This is a genomic window from Natronospira elongata (assembly GCF_034931365.1).
Lineage (GTDB): Bacteria > Pseudomonadota > Gammaproteobacteria > Natronospirales > Natronospiraceae > Natronospira > Natronospira elongata.
Genome location: NZ_JAYGII010000002.1, coordinates 139,382 through 157,890, shown reverse-complemented (window position 1 = coordinate 157,890; position 18,509 = coordinate 139,382). Strand labels below are relative to the sequence as shown.

The 18,509-nt window shown below is 62.7% G+C and carries 17 protein-coding genes; 2 read left to right on the top strand and 15 right to left on the bottom strand.

The window, feature by feature from the left end; translation table 11 throughout:
- Window positions 1–12: 12 nt before the first annotated feature.
- Together cysS and gltX are read right to left on the bottom strand one after the other, a co-directional pair.
- Entirely contained in the window at window positions 13–1,398 is a 1,386-nt protein-coding gene (gene cysS, locus VCB98_RS01805; RefSeq protein WP_346049874.1) for a cysteine--tRNA ligase, read from the bottom strand.
- A 52-nt stretch (window positions 1,399–1,450) separates the two neighbouring features.
- The gene (gene gltX, locus VCB98_RS01800) at window positions 1,451–2,878 is read right to left on the bottom strand and encodes a glutamate--tRNA ligase (RefSeq protein WP_346049872.1); all 1,428 of its coding nucleotides are present in this window, start codon (window positions 2,876–2,878) and stop codon (window positions 1,451–1,453) included.
- 116 nt (window positions 2,879–2,994) lie between these two features.
- On the opposite strand from gltX, the gene VCB98_RS01795 reads away from it, so the two are divergent.
- Window positions 2,995–3,615: a peptidylprolyl isomerase gene (locus VCB98_RS01795; protein ID WP_346049869.1), complete on the top strand. Its 621-nt coding sequence runs from the start codon at window positions 2,995–2,997 to the stop codon at window positions 3,613–3,615.
- A 5-nt stretch (window positions 3,616–3,620) separates the two neighbouring features.
- A complete protein-coding gene (gene lpxH / locus VCB98_RS01790) occupies window positions 3,621–4,355 on the top strand; it encodes a UDP-2,3-diacylglucosamine diphosphatase (RefSeq protein WP_346049867.1) in 735 nt (244 codons plus the stop codon).
- On the opposite strand, the gene VCB98_RS01785 is transcribed toward lpxH, so the two are convergent.
- The 13 genes from VCB98_RS01785 to VCB98_RS01725 all read right to left on the bottom strand — a co-directional run bounded on the left by VCB98_RS01785 (window position 4,347) and on the right by VCB98_RS01725 (window position 18,470).
- Window positions 4,347–4,997 (bottom strand): MiaE family protein, encoded by a 651-nt coding sequence (locus tag VCB98_RS01785; protein ID WP_346049865.1) that lies wholly within the window; start codon window positions 4,995–4,997, stop codon window positions 4,347–4,349. The genes lpxH and VCB98_RS01785 overlap by 9 nt on opposite strands.
- Window positions 4,997–6,211 carry a glycerate kinase type-2 family protein gene (locus VCB98_RS01780; protein ID WP_346049863.1) on the bottom strand — a complete coding sequence of 405 codons (1,215 nt, stop codon included), beginning with the start codon at window positions 6,209–6,211 and terminating at the stop codon, window positions 4,997–4,999. The genes VCB98_RS01785 and VCB98_RS01780 overlap by 1 nt, the downstream gene beginning before the upstream one ends.
- Window positions 6,212–6,221: 10 nt before the next feature.
- Window positions 6,222–7,733, bottom strand: coding sequence for an amidophosphoribosyltransferase (gene purF, locus VCB98_RS01775; protein WP_346049861.1), 1,512 nt, complete (start codon window positions 7,731–7,733; stop codon window positions 6,222–6,224).
- Between the two features lie 43 nt (window positions 7,734–7,776).
- Window positions 7,777–8,268, bottom strand: a complete 492-nt coding sequence (locus VCB98_RS01770) for a CvpA family protein (protein WP_346049859.1) — start codon at window positions 8,266–8,268, stop codon at window positions 7,777–7,779.
- A gap of 91 nt (window positions 8,269–8,359) precedes the next feature.
- Window positions 8,360–9,079, bottom strand: a complete 720-nt coding sequence (locus VCB98_RS01765) for an SPOR domain-containing protein (protein WP_346049857.1) — start codon at window positions 9,077–9,079, stop codon at window positions 8,360–8,362.
- Window positions 9,080–9,100: 21 nt separating this feature from the next.
- Window positions 9,101–10,435: a bifunctional tetrahydrofolate synthase/dihydrofolate synthase gene (gene folC / locus VCB98_RS01760; protein ID WP_346049855.1), complete on the bottom strand. Its 1,335-nt coding sequence runs from the start codon at window positions 10,433–10,435 to the stop codon at window positions 9,101–9,103.
- 22 nt (window positions 10,436–10,457) lie between these two features.
- A complete protein-coding gene (gene accD / locus VCB98_RS01755; protein WP_346049853.1) occupies window positions 10,458–11,321 on the bottom strand; it encodes an acetyl-CoA carboxylase, carboxyltransferase subunit beta in 864 nt (287 codons plus the stop codon).
- Window positions 11,318–12,160, bottom strand: coding sequence for a tryptophan synthase subunit alpha (trpA, locus tag VCB98_RS01750; RefSeq protein WP_346049851.1), 843 nt, complete (start codon window positions 12,158–12,160; stop codon window positions 11,318–11,320). The genes accD and trpA overlap by 4 nt, the downstream gene beginning before the upstream one ends.
- A complete protein-coding gene (gene trpB / locus VCB98_RS01745; RefSeq protein ID WP_346049849.1) occupies window positions 12,157–13,395 on the bottom strand; it encodes a tryptophan synthase subunit beta in 1,239 nt (412 codons plus the stop codon). Before trpB ends, trpA begins: the two co-directional genes overlap by 4 nt.
- Window positions 13,367–14,005 (bottom strand): phosphoribosylanthranilate isomerase, encoded by a 639-nt coding sequence (locus VCB98_RS01740; RefSeq protein ID WP_346049847.1) that lies wholly within the window; start codon window positions 14,003–14,005, stop codon window positions 13,367–13,369. Before VCB98_RS01740 ends, trpB begins: the two co-directional genes overlap by 29 nt.
- A gap of 103 nt (window positions 14,006–14,108) precedes the next feature.
- Window positions 14,109–14,939 carry a tRNA pseudouridine(38-40) synthase TruA gene (gene truA, locus VCB98_RS01735; protein WP_346049845.1) on the bottom strand — a complete coding sequence of 277 codons (831 nt, stop codon included), beginning with the start codon at window positions 14,937–14,939 and terminating at the stop codon, window positions 14,109–14,111.
- Between the two features lie 15 nt (window positions 14,940–14,954).
- Entirely contained in the window at window positions 14,955–15,596 is a 642-nt protein-coding gene (locus tag VCB98_RS01730) for a hypothetical protein (protein WP_346049843.1), read from the bottom strand.
- 93 nt (window positions 15,597–15,689) lie between these two features.
- Window positions 15,690–18,470, bottom strand: a complete 2,781-nt coding sequence (locus VCB98_RS01725; RefSeq protein ID WP_346049841.1) for a motility hub landmark protein FimV — start codon at window positions 18,468–18,470, stop codon at window positions 15,690–15,692.
- Window positions 18,471–18,509 lie beyond the last annotated feature (39 nt).

The window sequence follows — 18,509 nt, the reverse complement described above, 5'->3', positions numbered from 1 at the left end:
CCTGCCCGCCGTTCAGCCCCGCTTCCACTTCGTGCCTTCCGGCCCGTCTTCCAGGACAATGCCCTGGGCCTGAAGCTCGTCACGGATGCGGTCTGCCTCGGCGAAGTCGCGCTCCTTGCGGGCCTGCTTGCGTTGCTCGATCATGGCCTCGACCGTGGCCGCGTCGAGCCCTTCTGCGCCACCGCCACCTTGCAAGAAGCTCTCGGCATCGTCCTGAAGAATCCCCAGCACGCCCCCAAGCTCCAACAGCAAGCCCGCATGGCTACTGGCCTGATCCAGCTCACCGGAATCCCGCAAACGGTTCACTTCCCGCGCCAGATCAAACAGCACCGCCAATGCTTCAGGCGTGTTGAAGTCATCATTCATGGCCTCGCTGAATCGATCGCGGTAACTCGATTGCGAAGGCGCACTTCCCGGCTTCACTTCCCGCAGCACGGTATAGAAGCGTTCCAGGCCGGCCCGGGCGGTGTCCAGATTCTCGGTGGAGTAATTGAGGGGGCTGCGATAGTGGCTGTTCAGCATGAACATGCGAACCACTTCCGGGGCATAGACCTTGAGCACTTCACGAACCGTGAAGAAGTTGCCCAGGGATTTCGACATCTTTTCCTCGTCAATCTGGACGAAGCCGTTGTGCATCCAATAATTGACGAAAGGGGAATCATTGGCAGCGCAGGACTGGGCAATCTCGTTCTCATGGTGGGGGAACTTCAGGTCCATGCCTCCGCCGTGGATGTCGAAATGCTTGCCCAGGTGGGCTCTGGACATGGCCGAGCACTCGATATGCCAACCGGGTCGTCCATCACCCCAGGGGCTGGGCCAGCTGGGCTCTCCCGGCTTGGCCTTCTTCCAGAGCACGAAATCCAGGGGATCGCGCTTGGCTTCTTCCACCGCAACCCGGGCGCCTGATCGCAGGTCTTCGGTTCGCTTGCCCGACAAGCGGCCATAGTCCTGGAAGCGACTGACGGCGTAAAAGACATCGCCATTCTCACCCTGATAGGCATAGCCTTTTTCTTCCAGGGTCTGGATCATTTCGATAATGCCGTCCAGGTTTTCGGTGGCTCGCGGCTCGTGATCGGGACGATTGACGCCAAGGGCGGCTTCGTCTTCGTGCATGGCATGAATGAAGCGCTCGGTCAGGTCGCCCATGGCCTCGCCGTTCTCGGCGGCCCGCTGGATGATCTTGTCGTCGATATCGGTGATATTGCGGACATAGGTCAATTCATAGCCCTGGTGGCGGAAATACCGGGCCACCACATCGAAGACCACCAACACCCGGGCATGGCCAAGATGGCAGTAGTCGTACACGGTCATGCCGCAGACGTACATGCGTACACGGCCGTCTTCAATGGGCTGAAAGTTTTCTTTCTGGCGGGTCAGTGAATTGTAGATCTTGAGCATGGCTGCATCGCCCTTATCGGTTTTCGGATGGTCCCATCGTTGCCTGGGTCGTTCAGGCGAGACGGGTACATCGTTCAAGCCGCCGGGCGGCCTCGTGCTGGCCGATAAGGCGAAGGACGCCGTCCAGGTCTGGACCGGAACGCGACCCGGTAAGTGCCGCGCGCAAGGGCAGGAAGAGTTTCTTGCCCTTGGCACCGGTGAGCTGGCGAATGCGATCCACCCAGGACTGGTAGTCAGTTCCCGCCGACTCCAGAGCATCCAGTGCCGATTCGAAAAATTCGCGCCCGCTCTCCTCGATAACGCTCACGGCCTCAGCCGGCATGGGGTCAAGATCATCAAAGAGCCGGTGGGCCCAGTCGCGGGCGTCACGCGGGAAGACACAATTGGGCCTGATCAATTCGGCGAAGGCCCGCGCCTTGCCCGGCGGTACCGCGTCGGCCACGGCAGCGGCCATCCATTGCCAGGCTTCTTCTCCATTCAGGCGAGCCACCGCCTGTTTCTGCCAATAGAGCAGTTGCCCGGCGTCGTAACGCGCCGGTGCCTTGCCGATCCGCCCTGGATCAAAATCCGCCGCCAGCTCATCCAGGCTCCGAAGCCGTTCTTCGTCGTCATAGCGATGACCCAGGCGAGCCATGTAGTTGAGCAGCGCCAGAGGCAGATAGCCCTCGTCCCGGAACTGGCGAATGCCGAGGCTGCCAGCCCGCTTGGACAGAGGGCCGCCGTCGCTGTCGGCAATCAGGGGCAAATGGCCGTACTCGGGGGTGAGCAGGTCCAGGGCCTTGAGCAGCATCAACTGCCGGGGCGTGTTGGTGAGATGATCCTCACCCCGCATGACATGGGTGACGCCCATCAGGGCGTCATCGACGGCGTTGCTGAAAAAGAAGGCCGGAGTCCCATCCGTGCGGCGAATCACGAAATCCCCGATCTCATCGGTCCGAAACTGCTGCGGGCCGCGAACAAAATCCTCGAACGACACCGTCTCATACGCCTTGACCCGGAACCGCCAGGTGGCCGGCTCACCCGCTTCCAGTTTGCCGCGCGCCTCAGCCTCGGACAAACCCGCGCAGGCCCCGTCATAGCGCGGCGGCTGCCCCGAGGCACGCTGAGCGGCACGCAAACGCTCCAGGCGCTCCCGGCTGCAGAAGCAGGGATAGCTGTGGCCCGCCGCCTGAAGACGCTGGAAGTAATCTTCGTAGATATACTGACGCTGGGACTGACGGTAGGGACCGGCGTCACCGCCCGCCTCGTGCCCCAGCTGCCAATTCAGGCCCAGCCAGCGCAGATCCTCCATCAGGGATTGGAGAAACTCATCGCGGGAGCGCTCCGGATCGGTATCCTCCACCCGAAGCATGAATTGCCCGCTGCGGCCTCGACTGAACAGGGCATTGAACAGGGCGGTCCGGGCGTTGCCGACGTGAATATGGCCGGTCGGGCTCGGGGCGAAGCGGGTAACGGTCGTGTTGGGGGCTGTGTCGCTCATGGCGGGGCATCATAGCCGATACGGCCGGTGCGGACAAAGCGGTCGGTGGTGGATTGCTCAATTTGCGACCAGAACCGCTAGAATGTGGGGCCTCGCAATTGCCATCGGAGGAGAAGATGCCCGTCAAGCTGTTGCTGATCGTGATCGGCCTGGCCTTGCTACTGCCGACCCGGGCGGTGGCCTTCAACGACCATCTGCTGCTGGACACCGATCGTGGTGAGATTCTGATCCAGCTCAACTTCGCCCGCGCGCCGCTGACCGCGGAAAATGTGATGAGCCTGGCGGAGGCCGGTCACTACGATGGCCTGATCTTCCACCGGGTCATAGAAGATTTCGTGATTCAGACCGGCGGCTATGACCCGGACATGGAGGAACGTCGCAGCGAGGAACAGATTCCCAATGAATCCGGCAATGGTTTGAGCAATGAGCGGGGGACCGTGGCCCTGGCACGGGGCTCCGATCCCCATTCCGGCAGCGCCCAGTTCTATATCAACCTGTCCGACAACAGCCGCCTGGACCCACGTTCAACCCGCTGGGGCTATGCGGTATTCGGTCGGGTTCGGGCCGGGATGTCGGTGGCCGATGAGATTGCCGGCCTGCCCACTGGTGGCCGAGCACATCTGAGCAGTGATGTGCCCGAGGAAGATGTCCGTATTCGCCGGGCTCGCCCCATGAGCTACGAGGAGGCCGAGGCCTGGCTGCAGGACAGAAATAACGCATCCGACGAGGAAGACTGAAAACGATGGCTAGCACCCTGTTCATCTCCGATCTGCATCTGTTTCCCTCGCGCCCGGAAATCACTGGACTGTTTCTGGATTTTCTCGACGGGGAGGCTCGCGAAGCCGAATCGCTGTACATCCTCGGCGACCTCTTCGAGGCCTGGATCGGTGACGATGCCATGCCCCCCCACGATCAGGAAGTGGTGGCCGGCATGAAGGCCCTGAGCGACAGCGGGGTGCCCTGTTATTTCATGCGAGGCAATCGGGACTTTCTGGTGGGCGACGACTTTGCCCGGGCCAGTGGCTTCGAGATTCTGCCTGACCCCACCGTCATTGATCTGCATGGCGAGCCGGTACTCCTCATGCACGGCGATTCACTGTGCGTGGATGATCACGACTACATGGCGTTCCAGGAGCTGGTACGCAGCGAGGCCTGGCAACAGGATTTTCTATCCAAGCCGGTAGCGGAACGGATCGAATTCGCCAAGCGTGCAAGAGCGGAGAGCATGGCCCGAGGCCAGGAAAAGTCCATGGAAATCATGGATGTGAACAAGCAGGCCGTCGAGGAAGCCATGAAGGAGGCCGGTGTCCGCCGCTTCATTCATGGTCATACCCATCGGCCTGCCATCCACGACATCGAAGTTGACGGCCAACCCGCCCAGCGCATCGTGCTCGGGGACTGGTACGAACAGGGCAGCGTCCTGCGTGTCAGCGACGGCCAGTACGACCTTCAAACGATCCCGCTTGAGTCACGGTAGCGCCGGGCGGCAGTCCTGAACGGGCCGGGGTGGCCCGGAATGGAAGCGGAACTGAGAGTCAGGCCGGGTGATGAGCTGAGCTTCAAGTTCGGCAAACGCCACAACCCGATCGTCCACCGGTGCCTGGTTGAACTGTTCCGCCAAATGGAGATAGTCCCTGAAGTGCCGAGCCTCGGACCGCAACAGGCGATAATAGAAACCGCCGATCTCTTCATCCAGCTCCGGTGCCAGACGTTCGAACCGCTCACAGGAGCGGGCTTCAATGAAGGCCCCACAGACGAGCAGATCCACCAGCTTCTCCCGAGCACCGGCGCGCACGCCCTCCCGCAAGCCCGCAGCATAACGAGACGGGGCAATGCGACGATAGCGGTAGCCACGCCGACGAATGATGGCCAACACCTGCTCGAAGTGCCGTAGCTCCTCACGGGCCAGACGAGACATCTTGTCCTGCAGCTCATCCCACTCGGCATGGTCATGCATGAGCTTCATGGCGGTGGCCGCGGCCTTGCGTTCGCAATGGGCATGATCGATCAGCAGGGTTTCTTCCTGCTTCAGGGCCTCGGCCACCCAGGCGTCCGGTGTCGGGCAAGGCAGAAATTCCCGTATGCCCTCGGTGAGGGATGGATCAACTTCGCGAGCCATTACTGAGTCCGTAAACCGATTATCAGATCATTGACATTGGTACCGGTGGGACCGGTGTCCACCAGGTCCCCGCTGGCAGCCAGGAACCGGCCGGCATCCGCGTAATCCAAGGCATCCTCCATACTCAAGCCGGCTTCCATTCCGCGTGCCACAGTGCCGCCGTCCACAACGGCCCCGGCATCACCCTCCGGACCATCAAGACCGTCACTGCCACAGGCCAGCAGGTAGCAACCGTCCTCGCCGGCAATGCGATCCGCCGCCGCCAGGGCCAACTGCTGGCAGCGGCCACCCCGCCCGGGCGTGGCGGGCAATTCCACCGTGGTTTCCCCCGTCCAGATGAATATACCGGGCTCGGATGCAAGGATTGCTTCGGCCAACTCCCGCCCCACATCGGCGGCATCCCCTTCCAGCCAGCGGGGTGATGCTGCCACCGGCAAGGATTGCTGGCCGGCCAGATCGGCCACGGTTTCACGAAATATGGCCGCATCGGCGAGCAGATGGTGGGGGATTCGGGGCACGCCAGATGGATTTACAGGAGCAGTGAGAATACTGACCCAGTCAGGCAGCAGAGGCAGTGCCCCCTCCAACGGTGGCAGGAATGGCCCGGAGGCCAGGGCCGCATCCATGCCCGGCGGTATGTCGGCAATACAAAGCACGCGGGCGTCACGCTCACCCAGACGACGAGCCAGTCCCCCGCCCTTGATCCGGGAAATGGCCTGGCGAACCCGGTTCACTTCGACGATATCCAATCCCGACGCCAGCAACCATTCGTGTACGGAGAACAACTGTTCTTCACTGACGCCGTCTCTTGGCGCCGCCATCAGACTGGAACCGCCCCCGGAAATCAGCACCAGCAGGCGGGCATCGGTGGGCAGCTCATCAATGAAGCGTTCGGCAGCAGTGCCAGCAAGAAAACTGCCCGCACCGGGCAGGGGATGCTGAGCAGCAATGCACTCAACCCAGGAAGGCATGGCCGAGGCGGGTTGATCATCGGGATGAATTACCAGGGCCTGACTGGGAGGTCGGGAGAGGGAGTCCAGAGCGCCGGCGGCCATGGACAAGGATGCCTTTCCCACTGCCAGCAAGTGCGTCGGCGGTGCTTCCGGATCGTTTTCCAGGGCCATTCGGACCAGCCGACGACCGCTCATGCAGGCGACACCTTCCCGGTACAGCTGAAGCAGCAGATCTCTTGGTGCCTTGTGTCCTGCAGTCATGGCGGCATCTTCAATTCGAGTTATGCAGATCGATCACGCCCGGGTAATTGGCTTCACGCTCCTGCTTGGCGCCATCGGAGCGCTCCTGCGCCAGTCTGGAAAGATAGTCCGGACTCACATCACCGGTGACGTACTGGCCATCAAAGACCGAGGTATCGAAACCCTTGATGGCCGGATTGCCTCGACGGATGGCCTCCAGCAAATCCGGCAATTCCTGATAGAACAAGCGATCGGCGCCGATCAATTCGCAAATCTCAGCATTATTGCGCTCATGGGCAATCAGCTCGCTGGCCGCCGGCATGTCGATGCCATAGACATTTGGGTAACGGACCGGCGGCGCGGCAGAGGCGAAATAGACATTGTTCGCCCCGGCATCTCGCGCCATCTGAATGATCTGACGCGAGGTTGTCCCACGCACGATGCTGTCATCGATGAGGAGAACATTCTTGCCGCGGAACTCCAGATCGATGGCATTGAGCTTCTGGCGCACGGACTTCTTGCGCTGCTGTTGCCCGGGCATGATGAAGGTTCGGCCGATATAGCGGTTCTTCATGAAGCCTTCGCGATATTTCACACCCAACTGGAAGGCCACTTGCAGTGCGGCGGTACGGCTGGTGTCAGGGATGGGGATGACCACATCGATATCGTGATCGGGCCATTCCCGATTGATCTTCTCGGCCAGGGTATCCCCCATGCGCAGACGGGCCTTGTAGACCGAGACATCGTCGATAATGGAGTCTGGGCGGGCGAAATAGACAAACTCGAAAAGGCAGGGATTGGTCGTAGGCTTCTCGGCACACTGGCGGGAATGGAGCTTGCCATCCATGTCGATGAGGATGCCTTCGCCCGGCGCCAGGTCCCGTTCAAGCTCGAAACCCAGCACATCCAGGGCCACGCTCTCCGAGGCCACCATGTACTCCCGCCCATGCTCGGTCTCGCGAGAGCCAAAGACAAGGGGACGAATTCCCCAGGGATCGCGAAAAGCCACCAGACCATAACCGGTCACCATGGCCACCGCGGCATAGCCCCCACGACAGCGACGATGAACCGCGCTCACCGCGGAAAAAATATCATCGGGACTCAGTTGCAGCTTGCCACCCTGCTGCAGCTCATGGGCAAAGACATTCAGGAGGATCTCGGAATCCGAGTCGGTATTCAGGTGCCTCAGATCTTCCCGGTACAGGAGATCCCGCAACTCGGTGGCATTGGTGAGATTGCCATTATGGGCCAGTGCAATCCCGTAAGGTGAGTTGGTATAGAGGGGTTGAGCCTCCGCCGAGCTGGAACTGCCGGCGGTGGGATAACGACAGTGACCGATCCCCAGGTTTCCTCGCAGCCGGAGCATGTGCCGGGTTTCGAAAACATCCCGAACCAGGCCATTGCTCTTGCGCAGGAACAGCCTCTCTCCTTCACAGGTCATGATGCCTGCCGCATCCTGACCACGATGCTGGACGACGGTCAAGGCTTCATAGATTGCCTGATTGACGGGGGAAGTACCCATCAGCCCCACGATGCCACACATGGCGAGTTCCTCTACTTACGATATGTTCAGAAGGGTGTGCCGCTCAAAGCAGATCCAGGTCCTGGACCAGGTTGTCGGGCAGAAATCCCGCCATCCAGGTGGCAATGGGTTCCATCAAGGGGATGAATACCGATTCATTCCACCAGGGATCCCGATTGACTTCCGTTACCAAGCCCAGCAGGACCAGTGCGCCTACCACCAGCACACCACGGGCAGTGCCGAAGACCACGCCAATCATGCGGTCCGTGCCACTCAGGCCGGTCTTCTTGACCGCCAGACTGACGAAGTGATTGATCATGGCTCCAATGATCAAGGTCACGATGAACAGGGAAGCGAAGGCGACCAGCAAGCGCACGGTGGGCGTCTCGATGGTGCCCGTCAGCATGGCATCCAGGGTATCCACGAAGGTCAGGGACACCCAGAAAGCCATGATCCAGGTGGCCAGGGAGATGGCTTCCTTGACGAAGCCCCGCATGAGGCTGATCAATGCGGATATGATGACAAGCGCGACTATGAAGTAATCGACCCAGACCATGCCCCATCCAATCCCCGCACGCTTTCCCTCGAGAGTCCGGCTCGAATAGGCCGGACGGACGCGAGCCGGAATTCTACCAGATCAGAGAGCCTCAGGGGTGGGGCACGGGACTGGCACTATGGCCGGTCTGGGATTCAATCCGCCTGGCCAGACCCTGCGCCGACTCCCGGTCAGTCTCCAGCCCCACACGGACCCGATACAAGACCTGCTCATCCCGCTCATAGCGCATGATGAAGGCCTGAAAACCCTCGTCCCGCAGCTGGGCGATCAGGCGCTCGGCATTCTCCCGATCGCCAAAGCTGCCAACCTGGGCACTCCAGCCGCTGCCGGCAGGGGCACCAGGGACCGCTTCGTCTTCGGACTTGGCAGACTCCTCCGGCTCGGGCTCGGGCTCGGGCTCGGGCTCGGGCTCGGGCTCGGGCTCGGGCTCGGGCTCGGGCTCGGGTTCCGGCTCGGGTTCCGGCTCGGGTTCCGGCTCCGGCTCCGGTTCAGGCTCGGATTCAGGCTCGCCTTCATCCGCCCGACGGGGGTCCGACTCATCCAGCGGGCTCACTTGGACCAGCTCATCATCGTCTTCCTCGGGTTCTGGACGAAACAGATCATCATCGTCCTCCTCCGGGGACTCATCCCGGGCATCCCGCTCCCGCAGGTCCAGCCGGGTAACCGGCAATTCCCGCTCATCCTGAGGGCGGTCCAGACGCACCGAACGCTCACCCTCCTCTGGCCCGCCAAGCATCATGGGCAGGATGATGATCGCCAGTGTGAGCAACACCACCAGGCCAATCAGGCGTTCCTTAAGCTTGCGGTCCAAGACGGTACGCTCCCGAATCGATCAGCGATTGCCAATACCCACAGTGTGCCCCGCAGCATCGACCTGGCGCAACACGGGGCCGACGGTCATGAAGGAACCAAGCACCAGCAAGCGGTCGCCGGGGTTGGCGCTGGCCCGGGCCGCAAGCCAGGTCTCAACCGGGTCGGCATTCTTCACTCGGGTGTGGGCGGCAGGACAAGCAACATGGATGCGCTGATCCAGGCCCTCGGCACTGAGCCCCCCCTGAGCGGACAAATCAGCAGGCCACCATTCGTCCACTTCACCGGCCAATGTCGTCACCACACCAGCAATATCCTTGTCCGCGCGCATACCAATGATGGCCCGGGTCTGCCCATTCACGGGTCGGGCACGCAAATAATCCATCAAGGCCAGGGCGGCATCCGGATTATGGGCCACATCGAGCAGGGTTTCGGGCTGGCCGGCCAGTCGTTGAACCCGGCCGGGGGGCTGCAGCGTGGACAGGACCTGACGGACCCGCCCCGCATCGGCCAGAACCTCCGGCGCCAGCAACGACACCGCCTGCATGGCCGCGGCCGCGTTGGCCCGCTGCCAGGGCATATGCCACCAGGGCTCGAGCCCGAGCCCATCCAGCCGCGCTTCGTTGGATTCCCAGAACCAGCTATCTCCGTCCTGGCCCCAGACAAAGTCACGCTTCCCAAGCAGCAGCGGCCGCGCGCCCGTTTCCCGGGCTGCCTCGGCCAAAGGTCCATCTCGGTCCGCCACCACAACGGGTCGGGACGGCCGACAGACACCGGCCTTCTCCCGGGCAATGCCGGCAAGATCGTTACCGAGCCACTCGGCATGGTCGAGTGCCACCCGGGTCAGCAATGCCACATCGGCATCAATGACATTGACCGCATCGAGACGGCCTCCCAGGCCGACCTCCAGCACGGCATGGCTTACCCCGCGCTGTCGAAAGATCGCCAGCGCGGCCAGGGTGGTGTATTCGAAATAACTGAGACTGATGGCGCCACGGGCGGCCTCCACGGCCTGAAAGGCCTGGAGGATCTCGGCATCGGAGGCCGGAAGGCCGTCAATACAGATACGTTCGTTGAAATCGATCAGGTGGGGCGAGGTATAGCTGCCCACGCGATGTCCGGCAGCGGTCAGCAGGGCTGCGGCGACTGCCACCGATGAGCCCTTGCCATTGGTACCGGCCACGGTGAGAACACGAAAGGGAGGACGGTCGAGCCCCATGGCCTGGCAGACCGGCCGAAGACGCTCCAGACCCAGGTCGATGGCACTGCTGTGCAGGCCTTCCAGCCAGCGCAGCCACTGCGTCAATCCGGCCTTGGGGCCGGGCGCGGTAGGAGCAGGCTGGCCGGCTGGTTTCATTGCCCGCAACTGCCCCGGCCGATCAGACCTGGGTCAGGCGCTGGCGAGTCATGATGGCCAGCACATTGGCCAGGCGCTGGCGCATCTCGCGACGATCCACGATCATGTCCACCGCCCCATGCTCTACCAAAAACTCACTGCGCTGGAAGCCTTCCGGCAGGGTCTCGCGCACGGTCTGTTCAATCACCCTGGGACCGGCAAAACCGATCAAGGCCTTGGGTTCGGCGACATTGAGGTCGCCCAGCATGGCCAGGCTGGCGCTGACGCCGCCGGTAGTGGGGTCAGTGAGTACGGAAATGAAGGGAACGCCCTGTTCGGACAAGCGCGCAAGCGCAGCGCTGGTCTTGGCCATCTGCATCAGAGACAGCAGGGCTTCCTGCATGCGGGCGCCACCACTGGCGGTAAAGCAGATGAGAGGACAATTGGCCTCCGAGGCAGCGGTGGCCGCACGGACGAAGCGCTCACCGACCACCGAACCCATGGAGCCGCCCATGAAAGCGAAATCGAAGGCGCAGGCGACCACGGGCATGCCCTTGAGCCGACCTTTCATGACCACCAGGGCATCTTTCTCACCGGTCTTCTTCTGCGACTGGACGATGCGGTCACGATACTTCTTGCTGTCCCTAAACTTGAGGGCATCCACGGGCTCCACCCCATCCGCCAACTCGGCGGCGGAGTCCGCATCCAGAAACATTTCCAGACGGCGACGGGCACGCAAGCGCATGTGATGGCCGCATTTGGGGCAGACATGCTCATTGCGCTCCAGGTCGGAACGATAGAGCACCGAATCGCAGGCCGGACACTTGGTCCACAGCCCTTCCGGCACGCTACGGCTGCGCCCCTGGGTCTTGATACGGGAGGGAACGAGTCGCTTGAACCAGTTCATGACAAGGCCACGTCCTTTGCATTGCCGCCACTACGCGCCCCGTCCAGGGCCTCGCGCAGAGGCTCGATGAATTGACGAGCGGCCCGGGCCGGTTCTTCACCCTGCCCCGCCGCTGCATGAAGATGTTCCACCAGGGCGCTGCCAACGATCACGGCGTCGGCCACCCGCCCCACGGCGGCCGCACTGTCGGCATCACGGATGCCAAAGCCCACGCCCAGTGGCAGCTGGGTGTGCTGCCGCAAACCGGCGAGGCTCTCGGCGACCGCGTCCACATCCAGTCCGCCGGCCCCGGTCACGCCCTTGAGGGACACATAATAAACGAAACCGCTGCCCAGCTCCGCAATTCGGCGACGACGGACCTCGCTGGTGGTGGGTGCCACCAGGAAGATCATGTCCATACCGGCCTCGCGCACCGCCGGCGCCAGCTCCGCGGATTCCTCGGGTGGGGAGTCTACCAATAGCAGACCATCCACCCCCGCCTCCGCAGCAGACTGAACAAAGGCCTCAGTGCCCATGATTTCCACCGGGTTGAGGTAGCCCATGAAGATGACCGGCGTGTCCTGGTCTGTCTCCCGGAAGGCGCGAACCGCAGCCAGACTGTGCTTGAGGCGTTGACCGGCGGCCAGGGCCCGCTCGCCGGCAGCCTGAATGATACTGCCGTCAGCGACCGGGTCGGAGAAAGGCATGCCCAGCTCGATCATGTCGGCACCCCCCGCCACCAGGCCATGCATGACGGCCACGGTCTCATCCGGTGACGGATCACCGGTCATGATGTAGGGGATCAGAGCGGCCCGATTGGCCGCGCTCAGGGTCTTGAAACGTGCTTCGATCCGGCTCACAGCGACACCCCCTCTTCGGCGGCGACCGTGTGCATATCCTTGTCACCTCGCCCGGAGAGGTTCACCAGCACATGCTTGCCCTTGCCGAGGCGTCGCGCCAGCTTGATGGCATGGGCCACGGCGTGAGCCGATTCCAGCGCCGGCATGATGCCTTCCGTGCGACTGAGGCGATGGAAGGCATCCAGGGCCTCTCGGTCGGTCACATGACCGTATTCGGCCCGCCCCACGTCCTTCAACCAGGCGTGTTCGGGACCGACGCCGGGATAGTCGAGGCCGGCGGAAATGGAATGGGTATGAATGATCAGCCCATCCTCGTCCGTCATCAGATAGGTTCGATTGCCATGCAGCACCCCGGGCCGACCGGCGCTCAATGGCGCCGCGTGACGACCGGTTTCCACCCCGTCGCCTGCCGCTTCCACACCATGGAGGGCGACCTGGTCATCGTCCAGGAAGGGGTGAAAAATGCCGATGGCATTGGAACCGCCACCCACACAGGCCACCACGGCATCCGGCAGCACACCGGCATCGGCCTGCATTTGCTCCCGGGCCTCTTCGCCGATGACTGACTGGAAATCCCGCACCATCATGGGATAGGGATGGGGGCCAGCGACGGTGCCGATGATGTAAAAGGTGTCGTCCACGTTTGCCACCCAATCGCGCATGGCTTCATTGAGGGCATCCTTCAAGGTGCGGGAGCCGGATTCCACCGGCACCACCTTGGCGCCCAGGAGTCGCATCCGGAAGACATTGGCTTCCTGGCGACGCATATCCTCGGCGCCCATGTAGACCACGCATTCCAGGCCCAGCCGGGCTGCCACGGTAGCCGATGCGACACCATGCTGACCGGCCCCGGTTTCGGCAATCACCCGCGGCTTGCCCATCCGTCGGGCAAGAATGGCCTGCCCCACGGTGTTGTTCACCTTGTGGGCACCGGTATGGCAAAGGTCTTCCCGTTTCAGCCAGATACGGGCTCCGCCGGCCCATTCGCTGAGGCGATCAGCGGGATACAGGGGGGTGGGACGACCCACGAAACGCCCCAGCTCGCGGGCAATTTCACGCTGGAACGCCGGGTCCTGGCGTGCCGATTCGTACGCCTGTCGCAGCTCCTCGACCGGCCCCATCAGGGTCTCGGACACGAAACTGCCGCCAAATATGCCGAAATGCCCTTGTGCGTCGGGCAGCTGGCGGTATCCATTCGGGGGAAGCTCACTCAGATTCTTTGCTTTGGCCGACACCTTGCACCTCTTCTATGAATCGCGACATCAATTGCGGATCCTTCTGCCCCGGCGCCGATTCCACGCCGGAACTGACATCCACCGCCCAGGGCCGGACGACGCGAATCGCCTCGGCGACATTGCCTGGAGCCAGACCGCCGGCAAGGACCAGATCAAAATCGGGCCGGGAAGGCAGTCGACTCCAGTCAAAACGCTCACCGGTACCACCGGCACGGCGGCCGGCATGGCTATCCACCAGTAGAGCGGCAGCATCCGGATAGAGCTGACTGGCCTGCTCCAGATCCAATTCCCCGGACATGCCCACGGCCTTGACGTAGCGACGGCCAAAGCGGCGACAGAAATCGGCACTCTCCTCGCCGTGAAACTGCAGCATTTCCAGCGGCAGTCGCTCGAGCACCGTCCGCACCTGGGCGGCATCCGGGTTCATGAACAATCCGACCACGGAAACATAGGCCGGTATGGCTGCAATGATGTCGGTGGCCTGCTGTATCCCGACGGCGCGAGTGCTTGGCTCGTGAAAGACCAGACCAATGGCGTCCGCGCCGGCCTCGGCAGCCCAGCGGGCCTGTTCGGCCGTGGTGATGCCACAGATCTTCACTCGGGGCTGCATGTGGAGCGGGTTGCCTCTGCCGCGCAAATTATCGCTGTTGATAAGGAAACTGCCGGGATGGGCAGGCACATGCCTTAAACCTTAACAGAAAGCCGACCCGGACTCACTGCCCCGGGATGGCCGGCCCCGGCAACATGGGCTCATGAGAAGGCTTGCTGAGGCGGTCAATGGCGGGAAAATCGGGATAGCGAACACCGTGGAAATAAAGCCCCTCCGCTGGCGCCGTCACGCCCCCGCGCGTCCGGTCCCGGCCGACCAGCACATCGGCCGGCCATGATTCCTCCGCATCCCCCTTGCCGACCGCCATCAAGACCCCGGCAATATTGCGGACCATGTGATGCAGAAAGGCATTGGCGCGGATATCCATGACCACCAGGTCACCCTCCCGTTGGACCGAAATGGCTTCCACGAAACGCATGGGTGTTGGCGACTGGCAGGCAACCGCACGGTAGGCACTGAAGTCGTGTTCCCCGATCAGCGCCTGGGCCGCCCGATGCATGGCGGCGGCATCCAGAGGATGGTAAACCCAGCAGGCCCGCTGACGGCCCAGGGCAGTCCGTGCCGGGCGATTCCAGAACACATAACGATAGCTTCTCGAGTGCGCCGAGTAACGCGCATGAAAGTCGTCATCGACGGGCTCGACCCAGCGAAGATTGACGTCATCGGGCAAGGCACTGTTGCAGCCCAGCAGCCAGGCCCGAGGAGGCCGCGGCGCGGGGCTCTGAAAATGTACCACCTGCCCCAGTGCATGAACGCCAGCATCGGTCCGTCCGGCACAAACCGCCTCCAGCGGGTGGTCAGCCACCCGTGACAAGGCAGCGGTCAACACTTCCTGCACCGTGCGAACCCCCGGCTGCTGGGCCTGCCAGCCCCGGAAACCGCTGCCGTCGTACTCCAGGCCGGCCACCCACATCTGTCCCTTGTCAGTCGTCATCGCGTGATTATCCAGTCAGATCCATAGCAGAGTCAGCAAGGCCAGCGCGGCGAGGATACATATTAGCCAGTCATGCCACGGGGTGGGCCCCAGGTCTGGCAGGGGCGGAAAATCGTCCGCCGGCTCCGCGGCCCGGGCCTCCATCCGTCGTATCTCCCCGGCCAGTCGGCGCGGAATCCAACTGAACCAGCCACCGCCGCCCACTGTGTCTTGCGCCAGGGAACGGCGCTCTTCCACGGCTTGCGCCAGCAGCATGGCCAGCCGCCGTGCAAAAATGGATCCCGGCAAATGGACACGATCCAGCGGGCTCAACCCTTCGGCAAGAGCAGCGCCAAGCCGGTCCGGCGGGGTGGAAAACAGGAGCGTGTGTACGCTGGCAAACATGGCCAGCAACACCAGGCCCCGCTCCATTGCCGGCCACCAGGCATCCGCGAGTGGCTCCCGCCCAGGCAACCACAAATAAACCAGCATGAGGCCGAGGAGCAGCCATTTCAGGCGCCAGACCCCGCGCCCCAGGCTGGTCATGGCAGCCGCCCCCTGCCACAGATGCCAAGCCAGTAGCAGGACCAACAGGCCCACTATCACGCGACCGTCCTGCCATGGGAGGCTGATTACCGTGAACAGCACCAGCAATAGGTGGGCACGAACATGTGGCATGGAGTCACTTATCGGTACGGGGGCAGGGCCAGGCCATAAGCAAAGGCCGCCGGCCAAGGGGCCGGCGGCCTTTGTCGCTCGTCTACACCGACATCAGATCCCGTCGAGCAGGGACTGGGCCTCTTTCTTCTGATCCTCATTGCCTTCCTCAAGAACTTCTTCGAGGATCCCCTGGGCACCTTCGCTGTCACCCATATCGATATAGGCACGAGCCAGATCAATCTTGGTATCGATCTCTCCCATCTCATCGGAGTCGTCGTCACCCAGATCCAGCAGATCGTCGTCATCGTCACCGAAGTCGATGCCGCCACCAGCAACATCATCATCGGTGGTGCTGCCGGGGGCTTCGGCACTGGAGGCTTTGCCCTCTTCCTCACTGCCCATGTAGCTTGAGAGCTCTTCAAAGGCCTTCTCGAACTGAGCCTGGGAGTCGGTTCCAAAGGCTTCGCTGGCCTTCTCCGGTGGCACATCCACCGTCGGGAAATCCAGATCTTCACCTTCATCCTTGCCGCTGTCCTCTTCCTCAAGGGAGCGATCAAGGACGCGCGCGGCTTCTTCATCCAGGGAGAAGTCCTCGTCTGCTGGCGCGGGCGCATCGTCCTGGGACGGGGTTTCCGCCGACGGCTGCCCACCATCGTCGTCCAGGTCCGGCAGATCGAAACTCAGTTCCTCGTCGCCGGAACTTTCCTCGGTGGGGGCGGCTACATCACCGGCATCGGTGGATTCGGCATCCGCGTCCATGTCGGGCAGATCAAAACCGATTTCCTCTTCCTCAGCCTGATCAGTGCCTGCATCCAGATCTTCGCTGTCACCCAAATCGATCTGGATCTCCTCGGTATCCTCGGCGGGACGCCGCTCCACTTCCAGGGTCTGAGCTTCCGGCGGAGTCAGATCCGCTTCTTCTTCCTGCTCTACCGCCGGCTCAGGCGCAGCGACCCCCGCAAACAGGGCATTATTGGGGGCAATTTCTCGACCCAGGCGCGCTGCTTCCGACCACTCGGAGCTGTCGCTACCCAGTTTTGATCTCATGCGTTCAGCGGCGGAGACAAAAGCCTCGGCATCGCTGGCGGCAAAGTGGGTTTCCAGCAACTTGAGATGCAACTGACCCTCGCCAGGATGCTGTTCCAGGGCTTCCTCCAGCTGCTTCACGGCCTTGTCAAAGGTGCCGTAGGCGATGTGGAAATCCGCCTCTTCCACCACTGTCTCAATCTGTGATTCATCGAGGCCACCGGCATCGCCTGCCTCGGCATCCGGTTCAGCAACCGAATCGGCCTCATCAGACAGATTCACATCCTCGAGATCACCGGCATCCTCTGCGGCCGCAAAGTCTTCGCCGTCTGCATCGAAATCAGCTGCTTCACCATCGCCGCCAAGTCCAGCCGTCTCGGCAGCGGCCCGGCGACGGCGCACGGCAACCAGACTCAGGGCTGCTGCCAACACCAATGCCCCAAGCACCCCCATGCCGGCGGGACTGCCAAGGGCCGCCATGACTCGAGACAGCATGGACGGGTCATCCGTAAAGCGGGTCTCCGGCCGGGCCGGCTCAGGTCGAGCCTCCGGCTCTTCCTCGGCCCCAGCTTCGGGCTCATCGGCCACCGGGTCGTCTTCGACGGCTACCACCAGCTCATCCTCGTCTTCTTCCTCGATGACTTCCGACTCGTCTTCCTCGCGAGCCTCTGCCAGCCGCTCCTCTTCCTCAAGGGCCTCTTCCTGCTCATCAGCGAATACGGGGGTCTCCTCAAGACCCTCGTCCAGGTCTTCATCCCGGACACGCTGCTGCAGACTGGCAAGTTGTTCGTCCTTGAGCTCCACCATGCGGCGAAGCTCTTCGATCTCTTCTTCAAGTTCGCCGACCCGACCGCGCAGGGCCTCACCTTCGTCCTCCGCCATGTCACGCTCGGTGCGAACCTGGTCCAGCTCGGTTTCCAGTTCGGCCAGCCGTTCCTGCTGCTCCTCGGTACCGACCCCGACAGCCTCGGTATCCTCCTCACCCGGGGCTACCAGGCGAAGTTCGTCGCGGCGCTCACGCTCCGGGGCCTCCGCGACGCGAGTCCGCCCCTGCTGCCATTCCTCGTTTTGCCGGGCTACCTCGCGATTGGCGGTGGTCGTAGCGACCTGGCCCAGCTCGGCTCGCTCGGGGACGCGAAGGACCGCTCCCTGTCGGAGACGATTGATGTTGCCGTCAAAGGCACCGGGATTGGCTTCAAACAAAGCCACCATCATCTGATTGACGGAAACACCGTCGGGACGGAGTTGATTGGCAATGTCCCAGAGGGTCTGATTACGACGAATGGGTCCATAACGACCGCCCAATTCCACTTCCGGGGCAACCCGGCGCGGTTCCTCTCGGACTTCCTCGCTGACTTCCGGTTCAGCTTCCGCTCGCGGTTCCGGACGCGGCTCAGGGCGGGGTTCCGGGCGTCGGGGCTCTTCCTCCCGTTCCGCCACGGGACGCTCGGGCTCGGCCGCTTCGCCGGGAGCAAAATCCGGCGGATCCAGCAGCAGAGTGTATTCCCGCAGCAGGCGGCCAGCGGCCCAGCGTGCTTCCACCAGGAAAGACACGAAGGGTTCACGGACGGGCTGCTCGGTACTGACCTGGATATAGGAATCCCGGCCGTCCCGAACCAGTTCGAAGCGGATACGAGCATGAAGCGCGCCGCGATCCAGGCCGTACCGTTCGAAATGCTCCGGCGAGGCCATCCGCACCTCAAGCGCGTCCAGCTCCTCCTCGGTGGGAGAAACCAGAGCGATGCGGGCATCCAGCGGCTGATTGAGGTGGGAACGCAGCTCCACATCCCCGAGGCCGAGAGCCAGGGAAGCAGGCGCCCAGATCAGGGCGAGCAGCAGCGCCGCGTAGGCCAGTCTTGATTTCATTCTCACTCCGTCACTCCCCGTTCACTCCGGCCACCTTTT